Below are 24,731 nucleotides of genomic sequence, written 5' to 3'. Positions count from 1 at the left end.
TGACACACTGCTATCGCAGGCAAGCCAGCTCCCACATTTGTTTTTGCATTGTTCACAAAATCTGTTTCCAACCCGCGCACCAATTTGTTACCGAATGCCCCAGCGTGATGCAAAGCTTCGCTGCCGTGACAAATTCCCCTTGCTGCAAAAAACCTCCGTAAGAAATTTCATCAAGCGTTGAAGCCTTGATTTACAAGGCTCGCACGCCCCGTGCAAAAAAATCCCAACCACTCCCGGCTAAAGTTGGCCGCTCGATTGCATATGCTTGTACATACAAGTAAAGATGTGTGCGTAAGAGCTTCCTTCGCACCATCCATGTTCGCGCATCGATCGCCGAGGAGTCCTAGCAGTGACCAAGTCTACAAAATACCGTGACGTCGAAATCCGCGCCGCCCGCGGTAACAAGCTCACCGCCAAAAGCTGGCTGACCGAAGCGCCGCTGCGCATGTTGATGAACAACCTCGACCCACAAGTGGCCGAGAACCCCAAGGAACTCGTGGTTTACGGCGGTATTGGCCGTGCGGCGCGCAACTGGGAATGTTACGACCAGATTGTCGAGAGCCTCACCCATTTGAACGATGACGAAACCCTGCTGGTGCAGTCCGGCAAGCCGGTCGGCGTGTTCAAGACCCACAGCAACGCCCCGCGCGTACTGATCGCCAACTCCAACCTGGTACCACACTGGGCCAGTTGGGAGCACTTCAACGAACTGGATGCCAAGGGCCTGGCCATGTACGGCCAGATGACCGCCGGCAGCTGGATCTACATCGGTAGCCAAGGCATCGTCCAGGGCACCTATGAAACGTTCGTCGAAGCTGGCCGTCAGCACTACGATTCAAACCTTCAGGGCCGTTGGGTCCTCACCGCTGGCCTCGGCGGCATGGGCGGCGCGCAACCGTTGGCCGCGACACTGGCCGGCGCCTGCTCGCTGAATATCGAGTGCCAACAGGTCAGCATCGACTTCCGTCTGGCCAGCCGCTATGTCGACGAACAAGCCACCGACCTCGATGACGCCCTGGCGCGCATCGCCAAGTACACCAAGGAAGGCAAGGCCATTTCCATCGCCCTGCTGGGCAACGCCGCCGAAATTCTGCCGGAGCTGGTCAAGCGTGGCGTGCGCCCGGACATGGTCACCGACCAGACCAGCGCCCACGACCCGCTCAACGGCTACCTGCCGGCCGGCTGGACCTGGGACGAATACCGCGCCCGCGCCAAAACCGAGCCGGCTGCCGTGATCAAGGCCGCCAAGCAGTCCATGGCCGTGCACGTCAAGGCCATGCTGGAATTCCAGAAGCAAGGCATCCCAACCTTCGACTACGGCAATAACATCCGCCAGATGGCCCAGGAAGAGGGCGTGGAAAATGCCTTCGACTTCCCGGGTTTCGTACCGGCTTACATCCGCCCGCTGTTCTGCCGTGGCATTGGCCCGTTCCGTTGGGCGGCGCTGTCTGGCGACCCGCAAGACATCTACAAGACCGACGCCAAAGTCAAAGAGTTGATCCCGGACGACGCCCACCTGCACAACTGGCTGGACATGGCCCGCGAGCGCATCAGCTTCCAGGGCCTGCCGGCACGTATCTGCTGGGTCGGCCTGGGCCAGCGCGCCAAGCTCGGCCTGGCCTTCAACGAAATGGTACGCAGCGGTGAGCTGTCCGCCCCTGTGGTGATCGGTCGTGACCACCTGGACTCCGGTTCCGTATCCAGCCCGAACCGCGAAACCGAGGCCATGCAGGACGGTTCCGATGCCGTGTCCGACTGGCCACTGCTCAACGCCTTGCTCAACACCGCCAGCGGCGCGACCTGGGTCTCGCTGCACCACGGTGGTGGCGTGGGCATGGGCTTCTCTCAGCACTCAGGCATGGTGATCGTCTGCGACGGTACCGATGAAGCGGCCGAGCGGATTGCGCGGGTGCTGCATAACGACCCGGCGACCGGGGTGATGCGTCATGCCGATGCCGGTTATCAGATTGCTATCGATTGCGCCAAAGAGCAGGGCCTCAACCTGCCGATGATCAAGTGACCCATGTGGGAGGGGGCAAGCCCCCTCCCACATTGGATCGGCGGCAACCCCAAGACAATCCATCAGAGGTTGAACAACATGGCTGCAAACGACACCACCCCGTTGATCGAAAGGCGTTCGATCGACTACATCCCGGAAGCGGAAAGACACGGTCGTCTATTGAGCCAGTTCACCCTATGGATGGGTGCCAACCTGCAGATCACCGCGATTGTCACCGGGGCCCTGGCCGTGGTGCTGGGTGGTGATGTGTTCTGGTCGTTGATCGGCCTGCTGGTCGGTCAACTGATCGGTGGCGGGGTCATGGCGCTGCATGCGGCGCAAGGCCCCAAGCTTGGTTTGCCGCAGATGATCTCCAGCCGGGTGCAGTTCGGTGTGTATGGTGCGGCTATCCCGATCGTACTGGTGTGCTTGATGTACCTGGGTTTTACCGCCACCGGCACCGTGTTGTCGGGGCAGGCGCTGGGCCAGTTGTTCGGGGTCAGCGACAGCGTCGGTATCCTGATTTTCGCCAGTGTCATTGTGCTGGTCACCGTGCTGGGTTATCGGGTGATCCATTTCATTGGCCGTGTCGCCAGCGTCATTGGCGTGATTGCCTTTGTGTATCTGTTCAGCCGCCTGATGAGCCAGACCGACGTGGGCGCGCTCCTGCAAATCCGTCATTTCAGCTGGAGCAGTTTTCTTTTGGCCGTGTCGCTTGCGGCCTCCTGGCAGATCGCTTTCGGCCCCTATGTGGCGGACTATTCTCGTTACCTGCCGAGCAACACGTCGTCGGTGAAAACCTTTCTCGCCGCTGGCGCGGGTTCGGTCATCGGCGCGCAGGTGGCAATGGTACTCGGCGTGTTCGCTGCGGCCATGTCCAATGGCCAATTTGCCGGGCATGAAGTGGCCTACATCGTTGGCTTGAGCGGCACGGGGGCCACCGCTGCATTGCTGTACTTCAGCATCGCGTTCGGCAAGGTCACCATCTCCACGCTCAACTCCTACGGCAGCTTCATGTGCATTGCCACCATCATCAGCGGCTTTCGTGGTCGCCTGGAGGTCACGCGTGTGCAACGCCTGGTGTTCGTGCTCGCCATCGTCGGTACGGCAACCCTGATCGCCTTGCTTGGCCAGCACTCGTTCCTCGGTGCGTTCAAGTCGTTCATCCTGTTCCTGCTGGCGTTTTTCACGCCCTGGAGCGCGATCAACCTGGTGGATTACTACTGCATCACCCGCGAGCGCTATGACGTGCCGGCACTGGCCGACCCGAACGGTCGCTATGGCCGCTGGAACCTCTTGGGTATCAGTGTCTATGTCTTCGGCGTGCTGGTGCAGTTGCCGTTCATCTCGACCAAGTTCTACACCGGCCCTTTGGTGGCCGCGCTGGGTAACGTGGACATCTCCTGGATCATCGGCCTGGTACTGCCGGCGGCCCTGTATTACGTGTGTGCGAAAAAATGGCACGGCACGGTACCCGATCACCTGATCCTGCCGACAGAGCAGGGCGCTTTACCCACAACAAACGGGCTGGCTGCACAAGCCTGATGGGACGTGGACAGGGCAGGACGCCTACTGACTGCCGTAATCCATTTCATGATTGGGAGCGTCACAACAATGACTATGAATAAGACCTTGCTGGCTACCTTGTTCTCAGCGGGCTTGCTGGCAAGCGCCGGCGCCCAGGCGGCCGGCTGGTGCGAATCCGGCAAGCCGGTGAAATTCGCCGGCCTGAATTGGGAAAGTGGCATGTTGCTCACCGACATCCTGCAAACCGTGCTGGAAAAAGGCTACGACTGCAAAACCGACAGCCTGCCAGGCAACTCCATCACCATGGAAAACGCCTTGGGTAGCAACGACATCCAGGTCTTCGCCGAAGAGTGGGTAGGCCGCAGCGAAGTCTGGAACAAGGCCGAGAAGGCCGGCAAAGTCGTCGGTGTAGGTGCCCCGGTGGTCGGCGCGGTGGAAGGCTGGTACGTGCCGCGTTATGTGATCGAGGGCGACGCCAAGCGCAAGCTGGAAGCCAAGGCCCCGGACCTGAAAAGCATCGCCGACCTGGCCAAATACGCCTCGGTGTTCAAGGACCAGGAAGAGCCCTCCAAGGGCCGTTTCTACAACTGCCCGGCCGGCTGGACCTGTGAGCTGGACAACAGCGAAATGCTCAAGAGCTACGGCCTGGAAAGCACCTACACCAACTTCCGCCCAGGCACCGGCCCGGCGCTGGATGCGGCGGTGCTGTCGAGCTACAAGCGCGGCGAACCGATCCTGTTCTACTACTGGTCACCGACACCGCTGATGGGCCAGGTCGACCTGGTCAAGCTGGAAGAAAAGCCCGGCGTGGATAAGAGCGTAAGCATCAAGGTCGGCCTGTCCAAGACCTTCCACGAACAAGCGCCAGAACTGGTGGCCGTGCTGGAAAAGGTCAACCTGCCCATCGACCTGCTCAACCAGAACCTCGGCCGCATGGCCAAGGAGCGAATCGAGTCGCCGAAACTGGCGAAAATTTTCCTCAAGGAACATCCTGAAGTCTGGCACGCCTGGGTGAGCGACGACGCAGCCAAGAAAATCGAAGCGGCCTTGTAGGTCAAGTGTGCACGGCTACCCTCAGGGGTGGCCGAGCGGCTGGCCACAACCCACTGGATCGAGAGCACGATATGTTTCCTGAGAGTTTTACGTTTTCCATCGCCGACTGGGTCAACGGTTGGGTGGACTCGCTGGTCACCAACTACGGCGATGTGTTCCGGCACATCTCCGACACCCTGCTATGGGCCATCGTCAACCTGGAAGGCCTGCTGCGCATGGCGCCCTGGTGGCTGATGCTGGCCATTGTCGGGGGCATCGCCTGGCACGCCACGCGCAAGCTGGTGACCACAGCGGTGATCGTCGGTTTGCTGTTCCTGGTGGGGGCCGTTGGCCTGTGGGACAAGCTGATGCAAACCCTGGCACTGATGATGGTCGCCACGGTGATCTCGGTGCTGATCGGCATTCCCCTGGGCATCCTGTCGGCGCGCAGCAATCGCCTGCGTTCGGTGCTGATGCCGCTGCTGGACATCATGCAGACCATGCCCAGCTTCGTGTACCTGATCCCGGTGCTGATGTTGTTCGGCCTGGGCAAGGTGCCGGCGATTTTCGCCACGGTGATCTACGCCGCGCCGCCGCTGATTCGCCTGACGGACCTGGGCATTCGCCAGGTCGATGGCGAGGTCATGGAAGCCATCAACGCCTTTGGCGCCAACCGCTGGCAGCAACTGTTCGGCGTGCAACTGCCGCTGGCGCTGCCGAGCATCATGGCCGGGATCAACCAGACCACCATGATGGCGCTGTCGATGGTGGTAATCGCCTCGATGATCGGCGCCCGCGGCTTGGGTGAAGACGTGCTCGTCGGCATCCAGACCCTCAACGTCGGCCGTGGCCTGGAAGCCGGGCTGGCGATCGTGATTCTCGCAGTGGTCATCGACCGCATTACCCAGGCTTATGGCCGCCCACGGCATGAGGCGAGCAAATGACGACTGTCAGCAAAATCGAAGTAAAGAACGTCTTCAAGATCTTCGGCGCCCGTTCCAAGGACGCCCTGGCGATGGTCGGCCAGGGCAAGACCAAGGATCAGGTACTGGCCGAGACCGGTTGCGTGGTCGGCGTGAACGATCTGTCCTTGAGCATCGGCACGGGTGAGATCTTCGTGATCATGGGCCTGTCAGGTTCCGGCAAGTCCACCCTGGTGCGCCACTTCAACCGCCTGATCGATCCCACCAGCGGCGCGATCCTGGTGGACGGCGAAGACATCCTGCAACTGGACATGGAAGCCCTGCGCCAATTCCGTCGCCACAAGATCAGCATGGTGTTCCAGAGCTTCGGCCTGTTGCCCCACAAGAGCGTGCTCGACAACGTCGCCTACGGCCTCAAAGTGCGCGGTGAAACCAAGCAGGTATGCGCTGAGCGCGCCCTGCACTGGATCGAAACCGTGGGGCTCAAGGGCTACGAAAGCAAATACCCGCACCAGCTTTCCGGCGGTATGCGCCAGCGTGTGGGCCTGGCCCGCGCCTTGGCCGCAGACACCGACATCATCCTGATGGACGAAGCCTTCAGCGCCCTCGACCCGCTGATCCGCGCCGAAATGCAGGACCAGTTGCTCGAGCTGCAAAAGACCCTGCACAAGACCATCGTGTTTATCACCCATGACCTCGACGAAGCCGTGCGCATTGGTAACCGCATTGCGATCCTCAAGGACGGCAAGTTGATCCAGGTCGGCACGCCGCGGGAGATTTTGCATTCGCCGGCGGACGAGTATGTGGATCGGTTTGTTCAGCGGCGGGCGGCGGTGGTCTGACGGACGCCATCGCAGGCAAGCCAGCTCCCACATTTGATTGGGTTCACACAGTTCAAATGTGGGAGCCGGGCTTGCCCGCGATGAGGCCGCCAAAGGTTTAGAGAATATGAAGAGGTCAACGATGTCCCAGGCAACCAAAATCATCATCGCCGACGCCCCGATGCGCTGGCAGGACGTCGCCGCCGTTGCTCGCCACGGCGCAGTGCTCGAACTCTCGGGTCACGCCTGGGCGCGCATCGACAATGCCCAGGCCATCGTGCAGCGCATCGTCGCCAGCGGCGAGCGCGCCTATGGTGTGAACACCGGCCTGGGCGCGTTGTGCAATGTGTCGCTTGAGGGCGGGCAACTGAGCCAACTGTCGCGCAATACGCTGCTCAGCCATGCCTGCGGCGTCGGCCCGGTGCTCAGCGACGAGCAGACCCGCGCGATCATGTGCGCGGCAATCATCAACTACAGCCACGGTAAATCCGGCCTGCACCCGCAGGTGGTGCACGCGTTGCTGGCGCTGCTCAATCACGGCATCACGCCGCAAGTGCCATCCCAGGGTTCGGTGGGGTATTTGACCCACATGGCCCATGTCGGTGTGGCCTTGCTCGGCATCGGCAATGTGAGTTACCGCGGCCGGATCGTCACGGCGCAATACGCGTTGCAGGCTGAAGGCTTGCAGCCCGTGGTACTCGGTGCCAAGGATGGCCTGTGCCTGGTCAACGGCACGCCGTGCATGACCGGCCTGAGTTGCCTGGCCCTGGCCGACGCGCACCACCTGTTGCAATGGGCCGACGTGATCGGCGCCATGAGTTTCGAAGCCCAGCGCGGCCAGATCGATGCCTTCGACGAAGAAATCATCGCCCTCAAGCCGCACCCGGGTATGCAGCAAGTGGGCAGCAACCTGCGTGCGTTGCTCGACGGCAGTGAGGTGATCGCCAGCAGCAAAGGTATCCGCACCCAGGACGCCTTGAGCATTCGCTCGATCCCGCAGATCCACGGCGCGGCCCGCGATCAGGTGGAGCACGCCACGCGCCAGATCGAGACCGAACTCAACAGCGCCACCGACAACCCTTTGGTGCTCGGCACGCCGGTCAGCTACCGCGTGGTGTCCCAGGCCAACCCCCACGGCCAGTCCGTGGCGCTGGCGGCCGACATGCTCGCCATCGCCATGGCCGAAATCGGCTCGGTGGCCGAGCGCCGCCTGGATCGCCTGATCAATCCGCACGTCAGCGGCTTGCCGGCCTTTCTGGTCAGCAACCCCGGGGTCAACTCCGGGATGATGATCGTGCAGTACGTCGCCGCGTCCTTGTGCGGGCAAAACCGCCAGTTGGCGCAACCGGCGGTGCTCGACAACTTCGTCACCTCGGGCCTGCAGGAAGACCACCTGAGCATGGGCACAAACGCCGCGCTCAAGCTGCACCAGGTATTGGCCAACGTCACCCAGATTCTTGCCATCGAATACTTGCTGGCGGCCCAGGCGTTCGAGTTCCTCAAGGACCAGCGCTTGGGCGCCGGTACCGACCACGCCTGGCGCCTGCTGCGCGAAGTGGTCCCCGCTTACGAGCAGGACCGCTGGCTGGCGCCGGATATTGCCGCCGCTGCCCAGTTGCTTAAAGACACTGCGTTACCGAATTTGCACTGAACACTTAAGAATAATTCACAAGGAGAACGAATGTGACTGCGCTAAACCTGATTCCAGGCCAACTGAGCCTCGCCCAACTGCGTGCCATCTACCAGCAGCCGGTAACCCTCAGCCTGGATGAGAGCGCCTCGGCCCAGATCGAAGCCAGCGTTGCCTGCGTGGAGCAGATCCTCGCCGAGAACCGCACCGCCTATGGCATCAACACCGGTTTTGGCCTGCTGGCCTCGACCCGTATCGCCAGCGAAGACCTGGAAAACCTCCAGCGTTCACTGGTGCTGTCCCATGCTGCCGGCGTCGGTGAGCCGATCAGCGATGCGCTGGTGCGGCTGGTCATGGTGCTCAAGGTCAACAGCCTGAGCCGTGGTTTCTCCGGGATCCGTCGCCAGGTGATCGACGCGCTGATTGCGCTGATCAACGCCCAGGTGTACCCGCACATTCCGCTCAAGGGTTCGGTCGGTGCATCCGGTGACCTGGCGCCATTGGCGCATATGTCCCTGGTGCTGCTCGGCGAAGGCAAGGCGCGCTACAAAGGCGAATGGCTGGACGCGACCGCAGCGCTGAAAGTGGCTGGCCTCACACCGCTGACCCTGGCCGCCAAAGAGGGCCTGGCCCTGCTCAACGGTACCCAGGTGTCCACCGCTTATGCATTGCGCGGCCTGTTCGAAGGTGAAGACCTGTTCGCCGGCGCCCTTGCCTGCGGCGGCCTCACCGTAGAAGCCGTACTGGGTTCGCGCTCGCCGTTCGATGCGCGTATTCATGCGGCGCGTGGCCAGCGTGGGCAGGTCGATGCGGCTGCGGCCTATCGTGACCTGCTGGGCGAAAGCAGCCAGGTCTCGCAGTCGCACCAGAACTGCGACAAGGTGCAAGACCCTTACTCCCTGCGTTGCCAGCCACAGGTCATGGGTGCGTGCCTGACCCAGTTCCGCCAGGCTGCCGAAGTGCTGGTGGTGGAAGCCAACGCGGTGTCGGATAACCCACTGGTATTTGCCGCCGAAGGCGATGTGATTTCCGGTGGCAACTTCCACGCCGAACCGGTGGCCATGGCCGCCGATAACATGGCCCTGGCGATTGCCGAAATAGGCTCCCTGAGCGAGCGGCGCATCTCGCTGATGATGGACAAGCACATGTCGCAACTTCCGCCGTTCCTGGTAGGCAATGGTGGGGTGAACTCCGGTTTCATGATCGCCCAGGTCACTGCCGCTGCGCTTGCCAGCGAGAACAAGGCACTGGCCCATCCCCATAGCGTCGACAGCCTGCCGACCTCGGCGAACCAGGAAGACCACGTGTCCATGGCCCCGGCTGCGGGCAAGCGCCTGTGGGAAATGGCCGAGAACACCCGTGGCATCCTCGCGGTGGAATGGCTGGCAGCGTGCCAGGGCCTGGATTTGCGCGACGGCCTGAAGACCTCGCCGAAACTTGAAAAAGCCCGCGGCATCCTGCGCGATAAGGTGGCGTTCTATGACAAGGATCGCTTCTTCGCCCCAGACATCAACGCCGCCAGCGAACTGCTCGCCACCCGCTGCCTGAATGAGCTGGTACCGGCCAAGTTGCTGCCGAGCCTTTAAGCTCACCGGTACCCAATGTGGGAGCTGGCTTGCCTGCGATAGCGGTGTGTCTGCGCCAGATGGGCTGGCTGGAAGTCCGCCATCGCAGGCAAGCCAGCTCCCACATTGATTTTCGCCAGATTCAGATTTTCTCGGGATAAGAATAATAGGGAAGAGAAATGCACCAGCCAGAAAAAGGTTTGAAACGCGGGCTCAACGCCCGACATATTCGCTTCATGGCACTCGGTTCCGCGATCGGCACCGGGCTGTTCTATGGTTCTGCCTCCGCTATCCAGATGGCCGGCCCCGCCGTGCTGCTGGCTTACCTCATCGGCGGCGCCGCCGTGTTCATGGTGATGCGCGCCCTCGGTGAAATGGCCGTGCACAACCCGGTGTCCGGCTCGTTCGGCCACTACGCCAGCACCTACCTGGGGCCCATGGCGGGGTTTATCCTCGGCTGGACCTACGCCTTTGAAATGATCATCGTCTGCCTGGCCGACGTCACCGCGTTCGGCATCTACATGGGCTTCTGGTTTCCCGAGGTAGCCCGTTGGGTCTGGGTGCTGGGCATCGTGTTTTTGATCGGCGGCCTGAACCTGTGCAACGTCAAGGTCTTTGGCGAAATGGAGTTCTGGCTGTCGTTGCTCAAGGTCGGTGCCATCGTGGCGATGATCCTCGGCGGTTTCGGCATCATGCTGTTCGGCATTCACTCGGCGGGTGAAACCCAGGCTAGCGGCCTGAGCAACCTGTGGGCGCACGGCGGCTTCATGCCCAACGGCATTGGTGGCTTGATCGCCTCGTTTGCGGTGGTGATGTTTGCGTTCGGCGGTATCGAAATCATCGGCATCACTGCCGGTGAAGCCAAGGACCCGCAGCGAGTGATCCCCAAGGCGATCAACGCGGTACCGCTGCGTATCCTGTTGTTCTACGTGCTGACCCTGTTCGTGCTGATGGCGATCTACCCGTGGCCGCAAATTGGCAGCCAGGGCAGCCCGTTCGTGCAGATCTTCAGTAACCTGGGGATAGGCTCGGCGGCGACCATTCTCAATATCGTGGTGATCTCGGCGGCGGTCTCGGCCATCAACAGCGACATCTTCGGCGCCGGTCGCATGATGTACGGCCTGGCCCAGCAAGGTCAGGCGCCCAAGGGCTTTGCGCAGTTGTCCAAACAAGGCGTGCCGTGGATGACCGTGGTGGTGATGGGCGCCGCGTTGCTCGGCGGCGTGGTGCTCAACTACCTGATCCCGGAAAACGTCTTCCTGCTGATCGCTTCGATCGCCACCTTTGCCACCGTGTGGGTCTGGCTGATGATCCTGTTTACCCAGGTCGCCATGCGTCGCTCGATGACCAGGGAGCAGGTCGCCGAACTGAAATTCCCGGTGCCGTTCTGGCCCTATGCGCCGGCAGCGGCCATTGTGTTCATGCTGTTTGTGTTTGGTGTGCTCGGTTACTTCCCGGACACCCAGGCGGCCTTGATGGTCGGCGCTGTGTGGATCGTGCTGCTGATCGTCGCGTACCTGCTGTGGGTCAAGCCCGCTGCCGGGCAAGCGGCCAAGGTCCATTACGAACAGGCTTTGTCTCATCGATAACTTAGGGAGGCGTTGATGAAAACCCTTTGGCAACACTGCCACGTCGCAACCATGGCCCAAGGCAAATACTCGATTATCGAGGATGCCGCCATGGTGACAGCGGGCTCGCTGATCGAGTGGATCGGCCCGCGCAGCCAGGCACCTACGGCCGATTACGCCCAGGTGCATGACCTGCAAGGCGCGTGGGTCACCCCCGGGCTGATCGACTGCCACACCCATACCGTGTTTGGTGGCAATCGCAGCGGCGAATTCGAGCAGCGCCTCGAAGGCGTCAGCTACGCCGAGATCGCGGCCAAGGGCGGCGGGATTGCCAGTACCGTGCGTGCCACGCGTGCAGCCACGGAAGATCAATTGTTCCTGAGCGCTGAAAAACGTCTGCGCAGCCTTTTGCGTGACGGCGTGACTACCGTGGAGATCAAGTCCGGCTACGGCCTGGATCTGCCCAACGAGCGCAAGATGCTGCGCGTGGCCCGGCGCTTGGGTGAAGCGCTGCCGGTCAGCGTGCGCGCCACGTGCCTGGCCGCTCACGCGCTGCCGCCGGAGTACAAGGACCGCGCCGATGACTACATTGAGCACATCTGCAATGAGATGCTGCCGGCGCTGGCCGCAGAGGGCCTGGTGGATGCGGTGGATGCCTTCTGTGAATACCTGGCGTTTTCCCCCGAACAGGTCGAGCGCGTGTTCAAGGTTGCCCACCAGCTTGGCTTGCCGGTAAAGCTGCACGCCGAGCAACTCTCATCGCTGCACGGTTCCAGCCTGGCGGCGCGCTATCACGCGTTGTCGGCCGATCATCTTGAGTTCATGACTGAAGAAGATGCCATCGCCATGGCCGCTGCCGGCACGGTCGCCGTGTTGCTGCCGGGCGCTTTTTACTTCCTGCGCGAAACCCAGTTGCCGCCCATGGAGGCCCTGCGCAAGCACGGCGTGAAGATCGCCATCGCCAGCGACCTCAACCCCGGCACTTCCCCTGCGTTGTCGGTGCGTCTGATGCTGAACATGGCCTGCACCCTGTTCCGCATGACTCCCGAAGAAGCCTTGGCCGGTGCCACGCAACACGCCGCCACCGCGTTGGGCATGGGCGACACCCATGGCTCCCTGGAAGCGGGCAAGGTCGCTGACTTTGTCGCCTGGCAGATTGATCGCCCCGCTGACCTGGCCTACTGGCTGGGCGGCGAGCTGGATAAACGCGTTGTGCGCCACGGCGCCGACGTCACTGTGTAAGGAGTGGTGTTGTGGATAAGGTTCTGACATTCAAACAAGGCCGCGTACCGCTGCTGATCAGCATGCCCCACGCCGGCGTGCGCCTGACGCCTGCGGTCGAGGCCGGGTTGATTCCCCAAGCGCAAAGCCTGCCGGACACCGACTGGCATATTCCGCTGCTGTATGACTTTGCCGAAGAACTGGGCGCCAGCACCCTGGCGGCGGAGTACTCGCGGTTTGTCATCGACTTGAACCGGCCTTCCGACAACAAGCCGCTCTATGCCGGCGCTACCACTGGCCTGTACCCGGAGACGCTGTTCGATGGTGTGCCCTTGTTCCGCGAGGGGCTGGAGCCGAACGAGACCGAGCGCGCCAGTTACTTGCAGAAGATTTGGGGCCCGTATCACCGCACGCTGCAGGAGGAACTGGCACGGCTCAAGGCCGAATTCGGCTACGCGTTGCTGTTCGATGCGCACTCGATCCGCTCGGTGATCCCGCACCTGTTCGACGGCAAGCTGCCGGACTTCAACCTCGGCACCTTCAACGGCGCTGCCTGTGATCCCGAGTTGGCCAGCCAACTGGAGGCCATCTGCGCCGGGCATCCGCGGTACAGCCATGTGTTGAACGGGCGCTTCAAGGGCGGGCATATCACCCGTCACTACGGCAACCCCGCGCAGGATATTCATGCGGTGCAGTTGGAGTTGGGGCAATGCACTTATATGGAAGAGGTTGAGCCGTTTCGGTATCGGGCGGATTTGGCTGAGCCGACGCGGGAGGTATTGAAGCAGTTGTTGCAAGGTTGTTTGGCCTGGGGGAAAAAGCAGTACGGCTGAAATCGCCACCGCAAGCCAGTCGCGCCTGCTGATCGTTGCCGGCCTGTGGATGACTGCTGTGATCGGTGGCTCGGCCAGGAATCGACAGCAGCGCTGAGCAGGCGGGCGGTGTTGCTAAGAGTTGCACGCGCGTTTGACCGTCACTGGACAATATCGCTTTGTTTCAGGTCGCCGTGCACCTTCACCTCCAGTGGCTGACCTTGGCCATCGAAGACCCGCAGTGTGCTGATGTTCTTGTGTGGGTCGTAGGATATGGAGGCGTCGCCTTTTTGCATCTGCGCCGATTTGCCATCGACAAATCGCAACGGGGCGTCTCCGATTTTACTGCGTATGCCCGACACATCGACCTTGTCCTTGCCGCTTTCAAAATCCATGATTTCGTCGGTTCCATCCACGCTGTTCGATTCAGTCCAACTACCATAAACATAGGTGTCGGCACCTTTTCCGCCCCACAGTTTATCCGCGCCTCTGCCACCATCAATAATGTCGTCGCCATCACCACCCTTGAGTATGTTGTCGGCGTCGTTACCGATTATCAGGTCATTGCCTTTGCCACCAATCGCGTTTTCGATGATGACGCCCCGGGCAATAGAGAGGTTTCGATCGCGGCCATTGGCATTGGTGAAGGTGCCAGGCGTCAGGTTGATCTTTTGGTTTTTCTGATAGCCGGATAAATCCAGTGTGTCGTTGCCGCCGCTATCCCAAAGGGTACCTCTGAGCTCATCCTTGTCGGACTTGAGCTTGAGGAAGTTTCGGTTGGCGTTGGAGTTGAAGCCGTAGACGGTGTCCTCTTTGCGAGTATTGTGGTTCACACCGTACCGGGTCTGTATGGCGGTGATGTCATCCTGTAGGGGGGACTTCGCAACCGAGCCATGCTGGTATTTGCTCATAATGGTGTGGGAACGGGAATCTTCCACATAACCGAGTTTTTGCTGTTCATATTTTGTTCCGTAGTTGCCTCCTGGATGCTTCAAGCCAAGCGTGTGGCCGACTTCATGGATCAGAGTCGTCATACCGCTCGGGCCTGCACTTTCTTTTTCTGTGGTCCAGACATGCGCCGTTAGCCTGTCTTTCGTCGGCGGCAAGGCGTGGGGGTTGAAAGGGGTGTACTGACCTTTGTCATTCAGTCTGGTTTTGAAGTTGCCGAAGTTGATATGACCTTCGCTTTGTTCATTTCTCGGCCCTTCTACAAATTTCACGTTTGTCACATCTTCCCAGAGCTTGAGTGCCTCGCGGGTTTTGGCTTTGTTTGCTTCGGACACATCAGTCACGCCTTGGTAACTGTCATGTTGCCCTTCAGGTTTATCGGAGCCGGGGGTAAATGAATAGGTGATGGTGATGACGCCATCGCCGTTCTTATCCTTCCAGATCGGATTCGGGCTTATCAGTCGCGCAGTGGCTTCCTCTGCGGTCTTGGACTTCAGGCCGTTGATTTCGATGTGCCCGCCACGATCATCACGACGCCTGAACTGTTCAACTTGTTGATATGTGGCACTTCCTTGCGGGGGAAGTCTGCTGATCGACATGGGATTCTCTATTCAAAGTTGGCGAGCTCTGAGCTTGGCGATGTCGAATCCAGTCGCAATTAAGAGTTTTCCGCAGTAGTGAGATGTCTTGCTCGCTGATTTGTAGGAAAGGGCAGTGACGCAATTGCAGCAACTCGACGATAACGTGCTGCATTACCTGAGCAGCGAAGGGCTGACAAAGGTCTAAGCGCTCAATGACATGCTCATTGCACAATTCGGGTTTATGATGCGAGACGGCAAAATAATAGACGTCCCCCCAGGGATGAACCCGACACCCTACGGAGCGCGCAATGCAGACTTGGTACCCGCAGATCAAACCCTACGCCCGGCATGATCTGGCAGTCGATGACACCCACACGCTGTATGTCGATGAAAGTGGCTCTCCCGAGGGCTTGCCCGTCGTGTTCATCCACGGGGGGCCAGGTGCCGGTTGTGACGCCCAGAGCCGCTGCTATTTCGATCCGAACCTCTACCACATCGTCACCTTCGACCAGCGTGGCTGCGGGCGCTCCACCCCCCGCGCCAACCTTGAGAACAACACCACCTGGGATCTGGTCGCCGACCTTGAGCGCATCCGCGAGCACTTGGGCATCGACAAATGGGTGCTGTTCGGCGGCTCCTGGGGTTCAACCCTGGCCCTGGCCTACGCACAAACCCATCCAGAGCGTGTGCTTGGCCTGATTGTGCGCGGCATCTTCCTGGCCCGCCCGCAGGATATTCACTGGTTCTACCAAGAGGGCGCGAGCCGTCTTTTCCCGGACTACTGGCAGGACTACCTGGCGCCAATCCCGGTGGAAGAACGCCACGACATGATTGCCGCCTACCACAAGCGCCTCACCGGCAACGACCAGATCGCCCAGATGCATGCGGCCAAAGCCTGGTCGGGTTGGGAAGGGCGCATGCTCGGCCTGTGTCCGAGCCCGCAGCATGTGGAGCGTTTTTCCGAACCGCAACGCGCGCTGTCCATTGCGCGTATCGAGTGCCATTACTTCACCAACAACTCCTTCCTGGAGCCCAACCAGCTGATTCGCGATATGCACAAGATCGCCCATCTGCCGGGCATCATCATCCATGGTCGCTACGACATGATCTGCCCGCTGGATAACGCCTGGGAGCTGCATCAGGCCTGGCCCAACAGTGAGTTGCAGGTGATTCGCGAGGCTGGCCATGCCGCGTCTGAGCCGGGCATCACCGACGCGCTGGTGCGCGCCACCGGCGAGATGGCACGGCGCCTGCTTGATCTGCCGCCTGAAGAAGCATGAAGGGCCTGTTGCAGCGGGTGCGTGGCGCCCGCGTCGAAGTAGCCGGTGAGGTCGTGGGGGCGATTGACCAAGGTTTGCTGGTGCTGGTCGCCGTCGAACCTACAGATACGCCCGAGAGCGCCGACAAACTGCTGCACAAGCTGCTTAACTACCGGGTGTTCAGTGACGCCGAGGGCAAGATGAACCTCTCGCTCAAGGATATCGGCGGCGGGTTGCTGCTGGTGTCGCAGTTCACCCTGGCGGCGGACACGAAGAGCGGGCTGCGGCCAAGCTTCTCCACCGCTGCCCCTCCGGCCTTGGGAGCGGCGCTTTTTGAGCACTTGTTGTTACAAGCGCAACAATTGCATGGCAAGGTGGCGTCAGGGCGTTTTGGCGCTGATATGCAGGTGCATTTGGTCAATGATGGCCCTGTGACCTTTCTCTTACAGACATGAATGTATGAAAAACGACTTTAATGCCTAAAAACGCAGGTTTTCGCTACAAATACTTCGCTGTCCCTGATGCGTTGTCTCGCGGGCTACTAGATAATCGCGCGCTACGGGGATCAGCGTTGTTTGGTCCATTTTTGACTTAGGTAGAGCCTTGTCCGATAGCCTTTGGGGAATCATTTTGCCTTGGGGGAGTCGGAACATTGCTCGCCAACCTGGCATATAGATAGCTGGCCGTTGGTTTTTTGATCTGTTTTCGGCGAGGGTTGCTCGTGATTGTTAGTCCCTGTAATGCACCAAAATTGTCTGCCAAACGGTTACGAAACGCACTGGTAACGGGCTCTGCCCTGTTTTGCCTGTTCGGCGCGGGTCAACTGTGGGCATTCAGTCTGGATGATGTGTCGGCCAAGGCAAAAGAGCTGGCCGGGCAGAAATACGAAGCTCCGCGCAGCAATCTGCCGAACGAATTCCGCGAAATGAAATTCGCTGACTACCAGAAGATTCGTTTCCGCAACGAAAAAGCCGAGTGGGCCGATCAGAACACCCCGTTCAAGCTGTCCTTCTATCACCAGGGTATGCATTTCGATACGCCGGTGAAAATCAATGAAGTCACCGCCGACAGCGTGCATGAAATCAAGTACGACCCGACTCGCTTCGATTTCGGTGACGTGAAATTTGATCCCAAAGCCACCGAACAGCTGGGCTATGCCGGTTTCCGTGTGCTTTTCCCGATCAACAAGGCCGACAAGCAAGACGAAATCATGACCATGCTCGGCGCGAGCTATTTCCGCGTCGTCGGCAAGGACCAGGTGTATGGCCTGTCTGCCCGTGGCATGGCTATCGATACCGCGCTGCCGTCCGGTGAAGAGTTCCCACGGTTCACCGAGTTCTGGATCGAGCGACCAAAGCCGGGCGACAAGCACCTGGTGATCTTCGCCCTGCTGGACTCGCCGCGCGCTACCGGTGCCTATCGCCTGATCCTGCGCCCCGGCACTGACACCGTGGTCGATGTGAAATCCCAGATGTTCCTGCGCGACAAGGTCAGCAAGCTGGGGGTTGCCCCGTTGACCTCGATGTTCCTGTTCGGCGCCAACCAGCCTTCCAAGGTGCTTAACTACCGTCGCGAGCTCCACGATTCCAGCGGCCTGTCGATCCACGCCGGCAATGGCGAGTGGATCTGGCGCCCGTTGAACAACCCTAAACACCTGTCGGTCAGCAACTTCAGCGTCGAGAACCCGCGTGGCTTCGGCCTGCTGCAACGTGGCCGCAACTTCAGCCACTACGAAGACCTGGACGACAACTACGACAAGCGCCCAAGCGCCTGGATCGAACCTGAAGGCGATTGGGGCAAAGGCTCCGTTGACCTGGTAGAGATCCCGACTGCCGATGAAACCAACGACAACATCGTGGCGTTCTGGAGCCCGGCCGAACTGCCGGAAGTCGGCAAGCCGCTGGACATCGCCTACCGTCTGCACTGGACCCTGGACGATGCTGCATTCCATTCGCCGGACAGCGCCTGGGTCAAGCAGACCCTGCGTTCTACCGGTGACGTGAAGCAATCCAACCTGATCCGTCAGCCCGATGGCAGCGTGGCCTACCTGGTGGACTTCGAAGGCCCGGCCTTGAAGAAACTGTTGCCGGACGCCCCGGTGCGCAGCCAGGTGAGCGTGGGCGACAACGCCGAACTGGTTGAAAACAGTGTGCGCTACAACGAACACACCAAAGGCTGGCGCCTGACCCTGCGTATGAAGATCAAGGACGCAGGCAAACCAACCGAAATGCGTGCGGCACTGGTGCAGGATGTGGTGCAACCAGCGCCTGAGCCGGTTTCCAATCACGTGTTGAAGGCTGACAAAGTCCTGGCCAAGCAGCACGAGAAACAGGCCAAGAAAGACGCAAAAGACAAGCAAGACCCGCAGCCAGAAGCTGCCCCAGCCACACCGGAGCCGGCCAAGACCGAACAAGTCCTGACCGAAACCTGGAGCTATCAGTTGCCTGCCGATGAGTAATTCAAATGTCCGGCCAGAGACTCTGAGCGAGTATCTGGCGCACCTCCCGTTGACCGCTGAGCAGCGCGCCGAGCTGGCGGGCTGCAACTCGTTCAGCGAATTGCACGAACGCTTGTCGTCGTCGACTTTCGACGCACCGACTGAGGCCGCCCAGGCTTCGGTCGGCCGTCGCTTGACCCTCAACAGCGCCGAAGAGCTGCAAGACGCCGAGATGCTGGCGCTCGACGCCAGCGGTCGCGTGTGTCTTAAAGCCACGCCGCCGATCCGCCGGACCAAAGTGGTGCCCGAGCCCTGGCGCACCGACATCCTGGTGCGCGGCTGGCGCCGGATGACGGGTCGCACCAATCCGCCCAAGCCACCCAAGGATGAGCGCGTACTGCCCGCTGCCCGCTGGCGTACCGTGGGCTCGATCCGTCGCTATATCCTGCTGGTGTTGATGCTGGGCCAGACCATTGTCGCCGGCTGGTACATGAAAGGCATCATGCCGTACCAGGGCTGGTCGCTGGTCGACTTCGATGAAATCCGCAACCAGACCCTGCTGCAAACCGCCACTCAGGTAATGCCTTACGCGCTGCAAACCAGCATCCTGATCATGTTCGGGATTCTGTTCTGCTGGGTCTCGGCCGGTTTCTGGACCGCACTCATGGGCTTCCTGGAGCTGCTGACCGGTCACGATAAATACCGCATCTCCGGTAAAAGTGCCGGTAACGAGCCAATTCCGAAGGATGCGCGCACCGCACTGGTAATGCCGATCTGCAACGAAGACGTGCCGCGGGTATTCGCAGGTTTGCGTGCCACGTTCGAATCGGTAGCCGCCACCGGTGACCTGGATCGCTTCGATTTCTTTGTGCTCAGCGACAGTAACGACGCCGACATCTGCATCGCCGAACAGCAAGCCTGGCTCGACGTGTGCCGCGAAGCTGGCGGCTTTGGCAAGATCTTCTATCGCCGCCGCCGCCGTCGTGTAAAGCGCAAGAGCGGCAACCTCGACGACTTCTGCCGTCGCTGGGGTGGCGACTACAAATACATGGTCGTTCTCGACGCTGACTCCGTGATGAGCGGCGAATGCCTGACCAGCCTGGTACGCCTGATGGAAGCCACGCCGGATGCGGGGATTATCCAGACCGCGCCGCGGGCGTCGGGCATGGACACCCTGTATGCGCGTATGCAGCAGTTCGCTACCCGCGTATACGGCCCATTGTTTACCGCCGGCCTGCACTTCTGGCAGTTGGGTGAATCCCACTATTGGGGTCACAACGCCATTATCCGCATGAAACCGTTTATCGAACACTGCGCCCTGGCGCCGTTGCCAGGTAAGGGCGCATTCGCCGGTGCAATCCTTTCCCACGACTTCGTTGAAGCCGCGCTGATGCGCCGTGCCGGCTGGGGCGTGTGGATTGCCTACGACTTGCCGGGCAGTTACGAAGAACTGCCGCCGAACCTGCTGGACGAACTCAAGCGTGACCGTCGCTGGTGCCACGGTAACCTGATGAACTTCCGCCTGTTCCTGGTTAAAGGCATGCACCCGGTGCACCGTGCGGTGTTCCTGACCGGCGTGATGTCCTACCTGTCGGCGCCGTTGTGGTTCTTCTTCCTGGTGTTGTCCACGGCGTTGCTGGCGGTGAACACCCTGATGGAGCCGCAGTACTTCATGGCGCCGCGCCAGTTGTACCCACTATGGCCACAATGGCACCCGGACAAGGCGGTGGCGCTGTTCTCCACCACCATCGTGCTGTTGTTCCTGCCCAAGCTGCTCAGCATCATCCTGATCTGGGCCAAGGGTGCCAAGGAGTTCGGCGGCAAGTTCAAGGTGACCTTGTCGATGCTGCTGGAGATGCTGTTCTCCATGCTGCTGGCGCCGGTGCGGATGATTTTCCACACCCGTTTCGTCCTCGCCGCTTTCCTCGGTTGGGCTGCCACCTGGAACTCGCCGCAGCGTGACGACGACTCCACGCCTTGGAGTGAAGCGGTCAAGCGTCACGGCCCGCAAACTATCCTCGGCTTCCTGTGGGCACTGTTGGTGGTGTGGTTGAACCCAAGTTTCCTGTGGTGGCTGGTGCCGATTGTCGGCTCGCTGATGCTGTCGATTCCGGTGTCGGTGATTTCCAGCCGGGTCAAGCTGGGCCTCAAGTCCCGTGACGAGAGCCTGTTCCTGATCCCCGAGGAGTACAATCCGCCGCAAGCGCTGCTGTCGACCGAGAAGTACACCCACGAAAACCGTTGGCACGCCCTCAATGACGGTTTCGTGCGTTCGGTGGTCGACCCGCAGCAGAACGCCCTGGCCTGTGCCTTGGCGACCTCGCGTCACCGTGAGGCCGAGCCGATCGAGTATCTGCGCATGGAGCGCGTTCGCCATGCGTTGAAAGTCGGCCCTGCCGGCCTCAACAACAGCGAACGCCTGGCCCTGCTCAGCGACCCGGTAGCCCTGGCTCGCCTGCATGAGCAGGTCTGGAACGAAGGTCATGCCGAGTGGCTCGGTGCCTGGCGTGCTTCGATCAAGGCAGATCCGCACGCGCCATTGCTGCCTCTGCAACCGCAGTCGCCGCAGGCCCAACCGGCCTGATTCAGACGCCCCCGAGGGCTCGCCTCGGGGGCGCTGCAGACGCTGGTCCTACAGCGTTTACAGTCGCTTCCTTTTATCCCTAACTCCTTGTTATTTCGAAACAAAAGACCTTTGATCGAGGCGTATTGTCGTGCCTGTCGCTGGGTTAGCATCGCCCCCCAAAATTTGACTCGCCACGGGGGCATTCATGATCAAAAGGTATTGTTCGGTATTGCTGGTTAGCGTTTTCCTATGGGCTTACGCGGGTCTGCTGAGTGCGGGCGCCCTGGACGATGCTGTTCGTCGCGGCGTGTTGAAGGTGGGGACCACGCCCAATTACGTGCCCTTCGAGATGCTCGATAAGCAGGGGCGCATCGTCGGTTTTGAAATTGACTTGCTCCGCGCCATGAGCCGTGCACTGGGCGTGGAACTTGAGCTGATTGCGGTGCCGTATACGGATTTGGTACCGGGGTTGATGGCGAAGAAATTCGACCTGATTGGCAGTGGCATGACCGTCACCCAAGAGCGCAACCTGAAGCTCAACTTCAGCGACTCTTTCATTGTGGTGGGTCAGACCGTGCTGCTGCACCCCCGCCTGGCCGGCATCGTTTCCAGCATCGAAGAGCTGGACGACGCCAGCTACCGGGTGGTGACCATCCAGGGCACGACCGGAGAGGCAGCAGCCCAGCGTTTTCTGGGGGCTGCTCAACTGAGCACGGTGACGACCCCGGAAGACGGTGTGCGGCAGGTCGTGGAAGGCAAGTTCGATGCGTTTATCCATGATGCGCCCTACAACCTGATCGCGATGAGCCGGCCGCAGAACAGCGCCTTGTTGACACTGGAACAACCCTTCACCTTTGAGCCCCTGGCGTTTGGTTTGAAAAAGGGTGATTACGACAGCCTCAACTGGATCAATCACTTTCTCAACCAGATCGCTCAGGATGGCTCCTACGATCACCTGCATGACAAGTGGTTCAGGGACACGGCCTGGATGGCAGAGATTGAGTGATGGTCATAACTACTTACACATCAATCAATTGTCGAGGGGCTGCGTAGACGCGTCTACCCCTGCGCTTGACTGCGCCGCCGTAGGACTTTTACGACATACGCCGATAACATTTACCGCTGAAACCTTTGTGACGGACAACGAGTGGGTTAGGATCGCATCCCGAAATGGCGCAGCCCTTTTGTGCGCCGACCTTATAAGAATCGTTCAGGGGTCTTGAAGATGAAAAAGTATCTTTCGATGCTGATGCTCGGCGTCACCGCGATGGTCGCTGCCACTGCGGCCCAGGCCGGTGCCATCGACGATGCGGTCAAGCGCGGCACGTTGAAAGTCGGCATGGACCCGACCTACATGCCGTTCGAAATGACTGACAAGCGCGGTGAAATCATCGGCTTCGAAGTCGACATCCTCAAGGCCATGGCCAAGTCCATGGGGGTCAAGCTGGAGCTGGTGTCCACCGGTTATGACGGCATCATCCCGGCCTTCCTGACCGGCAAGTTCGACATGATCGGCAGCGGCATGACCCTGACCCAGGAGCGCAACCTGCGCCTGAACTTCAGCGAACCCTTCATCGTGGTCGGCCAGACCCTGCTGATCCGCAAGGACCTGGAAGGCACCATCAAGTCCTACAAAGACCTGAACGATGAGAAATACCGTCTGACCTCCAAGCTCGGCACCACCGGTGAGATGGTCGCCAAAAAGCTGATTTCCAAGGCCAAGTACCACGGCTACGACAACGAGCAGGAAGGCGTGCTGGATGTGGTCAACGGCAAGGCTGACGCCTTCGTCTATGACGCACCGTATAACGTAGTAGCCGAGAAGAAAGTCGGCAACGGCAAGCTGGTGTTCCTGGAAGAACCCTTCACCTTTGAACCCCTGGCGTTCGGTTTGAAGAAAGGCGATTACGACAGCATCAACTTCATCAATAACTTCCTGCACCAGATCCGTAACGACGGCACCTACGATCGTATCCATGACAAGTGGTTCAAGAGCTCCGAGTGGCTCAAGGACATGGAATAAGGCCTGACACCGAGTTGCCTGCATCGCAGGCAAGCCAGCTCCCACATTTGACTGTATTTACACATCAAATGTGGGAGGGGGCTTGCCCTCGATGGCGGCCTATCAGGCAACACATATCCGGAAAGTGAAATGAAACAGAAAAAAGCCCAATGGCCCTGGCACCTGCTGACGGTGGTCGTGCTGGTCGGCCTGGCTGGCGCCTTGTACTACGCCACCTCGTTGATGTCCTACGAGTGGCGCTGGAACCGCGTGCCGCAATACTTCGCCTATCAAGCCGAAACCTCCCAGCGCGCCGCGGATATTTCCACCGTGGTCGAGTTGGTGCGCAAAGGCGATGTGGCCGAAGTCACCCTGCGCAACGACGCGGGGGCCGAGCAAAAGCTCACGGTTGCCGACAACAGCCTGCAAGTGGCGCGCGGTGATGATGTGGCTGAGGGCGATGTGGTCGGCGTGACCCGCCAGTGGGCGTTGGGGCCGCTGATGTGGGGCTTGTGGACCACGCTGTGGCTGTCGGTGGTGTCCGGCATCCTGGGCTTGGCGATAGGTTTGGCGACCGGTTTGTGCCGGCTCTCCAAAAACCCGACCCTGCGGGATTTGTCGACGATCTACGTCGAACTGGTGCGCGGTACGCCGCTGCTGGTGCAGATTTTCATTTTCTACTTCTTCATCGGCACGGTGCTCAACCTCTCCCGGGAGTTTGCCGGGATCGCCGCGCTGTCGTTGTTCACCGGCGCCTACGTGGCCGAAATCGTCCGCGCCGGCGTGCAGTCCATCACCCGTGGCCAGGATGAAGCGGCGCGTTCCTTGGGCTTGAGCGCCAGCCAGTCGATGCGCCATGTGGTGTTGCCGCAAGCCTTCAAGCGCGTGCTGCCACCCCTGGCCGGGCAATTTATCAGCCTGGTCAAGGACACGTCCCTGGTGTCGGTGATCGCGATTACCGAATTGCTCAAGAGTGGCCGCGAAGTGATCACCACCTCGTTTTCGCCATTCGAGATCCTGTTCTGTGTGGCAGGCCTGTACCTGCTGATCAACCTGCCGCTGTCGAAAATGGCCAGCCGGCTTGAGCGGAGGCTCGCCCAAAGTGATTGAAGTGCGCGATCTGGTAAAAGTCTTCGACACCCGTGGGCATGTGGTACGCGCGGTTGATCACGTCACCACCCAGGTGGCCAAGGGCGAAGTGCTGGTGGTCATTGGCCCGTCCGGTTCCGGCAAGTCCACCTTCCTGCGCTGCCTCAATGGGTTGGAGGAGTTCGACTCGGGCTCGGTGAGCATTGATGGCCTGCAATTGGCCGATCCTAAAACCGATGTGAACGCCTATCGCCGTGAAGTCGGCATGGTGTTTCAGCATTTCAACCTGTTCCCCCACATGACCGTGCTGGAAAACCTGTGCCTGGCGCAAAAGGTCGTGCGCAAGCGCGGCAAGCAAGAGCGCGAGGCCAAGGCCCTGGCTCTGTTGGAAAAGGTGGGTATCGCGCAGAAGGCCCATGAGTTTCCATCGCGCCTGTCTGGCGGCCAACAGCAGCGGGTCGCGATTGCCCGGGCGCTGGCCATGGAGCCCAAGGTGATGCTGTTTGACGAGCCCACCTCGGCGCTCGACCCGGAAATGGTTGGCGAAGTCCTCGACGTCATGAAGACCCTGGCCCTGGAAGGCATGACCATGGTCTGCGTGACCCACGAGATGGGCTTTGCTCGCGAAGTGGCGGACCGGGTGCTGTTCTTCGACCATGGCAAACTGCTCGAAGATGCAGCGCCCGCAGCCTTCTTTGCAGCCCCCCAGGACCCGCGGGCTCAAGCCTTCCTGCGCCAGGTGTTGTAACTG

Annotated in this window: 19 protein-coding genes; 18 read left to right on the top strand and 1 reads right to left on the bottom strand. The window is 60.4% G+C overall.

The window, feature by feature from the left end:
* Nucleotides 1-349: 349 nt before the first annotated feature.
* The 10 genes from hutU to hutG all read left to right on the top strand — a co-directional run bounded on the left by hutU (nucleotide 350) and on the right by hutG (nucleotide 13,119).
* Entirely contained in the window at nucleotides 350-2,020 is a 1,671-nt protein-coding gene (gene hutU / locus TK42_RS07885) for a urocanate hydratase (RefSeq protein WP_032878345.1), read from the top strand.
* Nucleotides 2,021-2,098: 78 nt separating this feature from the next.
* Nucleotides 2,099-3,544: a cytosine permease gene (locus TK42_RS07880; protein ID WP_103733952.1), complete on the top strand. Its 1,446-nt coding sequence runs from the start codon at nucleotides 2,099-2,101 to the stop codon at nucleotides 3,542-3,544.
* 69 nt (nucleotides 3,545-3,613) lie between these two features.
* A complete protein-coding gene (locus TK42_RS07875; RefSeq protein ID WP_103733951.1) occupies nucleotides 3,614-4,579 on the top strand; it encodes an ABC transporter substrate-binding protein in 966 nt (321 codons plus the stop codon).
* Nucleotides 4,580-4,650: 71 nt separating this feature from the next.
* Nucleotides 4,651-5,502: a proline/glycine betaine ABC transporter permease gene (locus TK42_RS07870; RefSeq protein ID WP_032878340.1), complete on the top strand. Its 852-nt coding sequence runs from the start codon at nucleotides 4,651-4,653 to the stop codon at nucleotides 5,500-5,502.
* On the top strand, nucleotides 5,499-6,323 hold the full coding sequence (locus tag TK42_RS07865; RefSeq protein WP_050549364.1) for a glycine betaine/L-proline ABC transporter ATP-binding protein: 825 nt from the start codon (nucleotides 5,499-5,501) through the stop codon (nucleotides 6,321-6,323). The genes TK42_RS07870 and TK42_RS07865 overlap by 4 nt, the downstream gene beginning before the upstream one ends.
* A 121-nt stretch (nucleotides 6,324-6,444) precedes the next feature.
* Complete coding sequence (gene hutH, locus TK42_RS07860) at nucleotides 6,445-7,953, top strand: histidine ammonia-lyase (RefSeq protein WP_032878339.1); 1,509 nt, start codon at nucleotides 6,445-6,447, stop codon at nucleotides 7,951-7,953.
* 32 nt (nucleotides 7,954-7,985) lie between these two features.
* Entirely contained in the window at nucleotides 7,986-9,518 is a 1,533-nt protein-coding gene (hutH, locus tag TK42_RS07855; RefSeq protein ID WP_103733950.1) for a histidine ammonia-lyase, read from the top strand.
* A gap of 158 nt (nucleotides 9,519-9,676) precedes the next feature.
* A complete protein-coding gene (locus tag TK42_RS07850) occupies nucleotides 9,677-11,086 on the top strand; it encodes an amino acid permease (RefSeq protein WP_032878336.1) in 1,410 nt (469 codons plus the stop codon).
* A 15-nt stretch (nucleotides 11,087-11,101) separates the two neighbouring features.
* Nucleotides 11,102-12,307 (top strand): imidazolonepropionase, encoded by a 1,206-nt coding sequence (gene hutI, locus TK42_RS07845; protein ID WP_032878334.1) that lies wholly within the window; start codon nucleotides 11,102-11,104, stop codon nucleotides 12,305-12,307.
* Between the two features lie 11 nt (nucleotides 12,308-12,318).
* Nucleotides 12,319-13,119 carry an N-formylglutamate deformylase gene (hutG, locus tag TK42_RS07840; protein WP_103733949.1) on the top strand — a complete coding sequence of 267 codons (801 nt, stop codon included), beginning with the start codon at nucleotides 12,319-12,321 and terminating at the stop codon, nucleotides 13,117-13,119.
* A 140-nt stretch (nucleotides 13,120-13,259) separates the two neighbouring features.
* On the opposite strand, the gene TK42_RS07835 is transcribed toward hutG, so the two are convergent.
* The gene (locus TK42_RS07835; protein ID WP_158254342.1) at nucleotides 13,260-14,645 is read right to left on the bottom strand and encodes a M10 family metallopeptidase C-terminal domain-containing protein; all 1,386 of its coding nucleotides are present in this window, start codon (nucleotides 14,643-14,645) and stop codon (nucleotides 13,260-13,262) included.
* Between the two features lie 290 nt (nucleotides 14,646-14,935).
* On the opposite strand from TK42_RS07835, the gene pip reads away from it, so the two are divergent.
* The 8 genes from pip to TK42_RS07795 all read left to right on the top strand — a co-directional run bounded on the left by pip (nucleotide 14,936) and on the right by TK42_RS07795 (nucleotide 24,728).
* A complete protein-coding gene (pip, locus tag TK42_RS07830) occupies nucleotides 14,936-15,907 on the top strand; it encodes a prolyl aminopeptidase (RefSeq protein ID WP_005783969.1) in 972 nt (323 codons plus the stop codon).
* Nucleotides 15,904-16,341: a D-aminoacyl-tRNA deacylase gene (gene dtd / locus TK42_RS07825; protein ID WP_005783971.1), complete on the top strand. Its 438-nt coding sequence runs from the start codon at nucleotides 15,904-15,906 to the stop codon at nucleotides 16,339-16,341. Before pip ends, dtd begins: the two co-directional genes overlap by 4 nt.
* A 266-nt stretch (nucleotides 16,342-16,607) precedes the next feature.
* Nucleotides 16,608-18,344, top strand: a complete 1,737-nt coding sequence (locus TK42_RS07820) for a glucan biosynthesis protein G (RefSeq protein WP_032881138.1) — start codon at nucleotides 16,608-16,610, stop codon at nucleotides 18,342-18,344.
* On the top strand, nucleotides 18,337-20,907 hold the full coding sequence (gene mdoH / locus TK42_RS07815; protein WP_103733948.1) for a glucans biosynthesis glucosyltransferase MdoH: 2,571 nt from the start codon (nucleotides 18,337-18,339) through the stop codon (nucleotides 20,905-20,907). Before TK42_RS07820 ends, mdoH begins: the two co-directional genes overlap by 8 nt.
* A gap of 187 nt (nucleotides 20,908-21,094) precedes the next feature.
* The gene (locus tag TK42_RS07810; protein WP_032878330.1) at nucleotides 21,095-21,895 is read left to right on the top strand and encodes a transporter substrate-binding domain-containing protein; all 801 of its coding nucleotides are present in this window, start codon (nucleotides 21,095-21,097) and stop codon (nucleotides 21,893-21,895) included.
* A 219-nt stretch (nucleotides 21,896-22,114) separates the two neighbouring features.
* Nucleotides 22,115-22,912: a transporter substrate-binding domain-containing protein gene (locus TK42_RS07805; protein ID WP_005783978.1), complete on the top strand. Its 798-nt coding sequence runs from the start codon at nucleotides 22,115-22,117 to the stop codon at nucleotides 22,910-22,912.
* A 129-nt stretch (nucleotides 22,913-23,041) separates the two neighbouring features.
* Nucleotides 23,042-24,001, top strand: a complete 960-nt coding sequence (locus TK42_RS07800) for an amino acid ABC transporter permease (RefSeq protein WP_005783980.1) — start codon at nucleotides 23,042-23,044, stop codon at nucleotides 23,999-24,001.
* On the top strand, nucleotides 23,994-24,728 hold the full coding sequence (locus TK42_RS07795; protein WP_032878328.1) for an amino acid ABC transporter ATP-binding protein: 735 nt from the start codon (nucleotides 23,994-23,996) through the stop codon (nucleotides 24,726-24,728). The genes TK42_RS07800 and TK42_RS07795 overlap by 8 nt, the downstream gene beginning before the upstream one ends.
* Nucleotides 24,729-24,731: the final 3 nt, after the last annotated feature.

The organism is Pseudomonas sp. GZJR-8, assembly GCF_002916705.1.
Taxonomy (GTDB): Bacteria; Pseudomonadota; Gammaproteobacteria; order Pseudomonadales; family Pseudomonadaceae; genus Aquipseudomonas; species Aquipseudomonas synxantha_A.
This window is presented reverse-complemented; position numbering and strand designations above follow the sequence as displayed.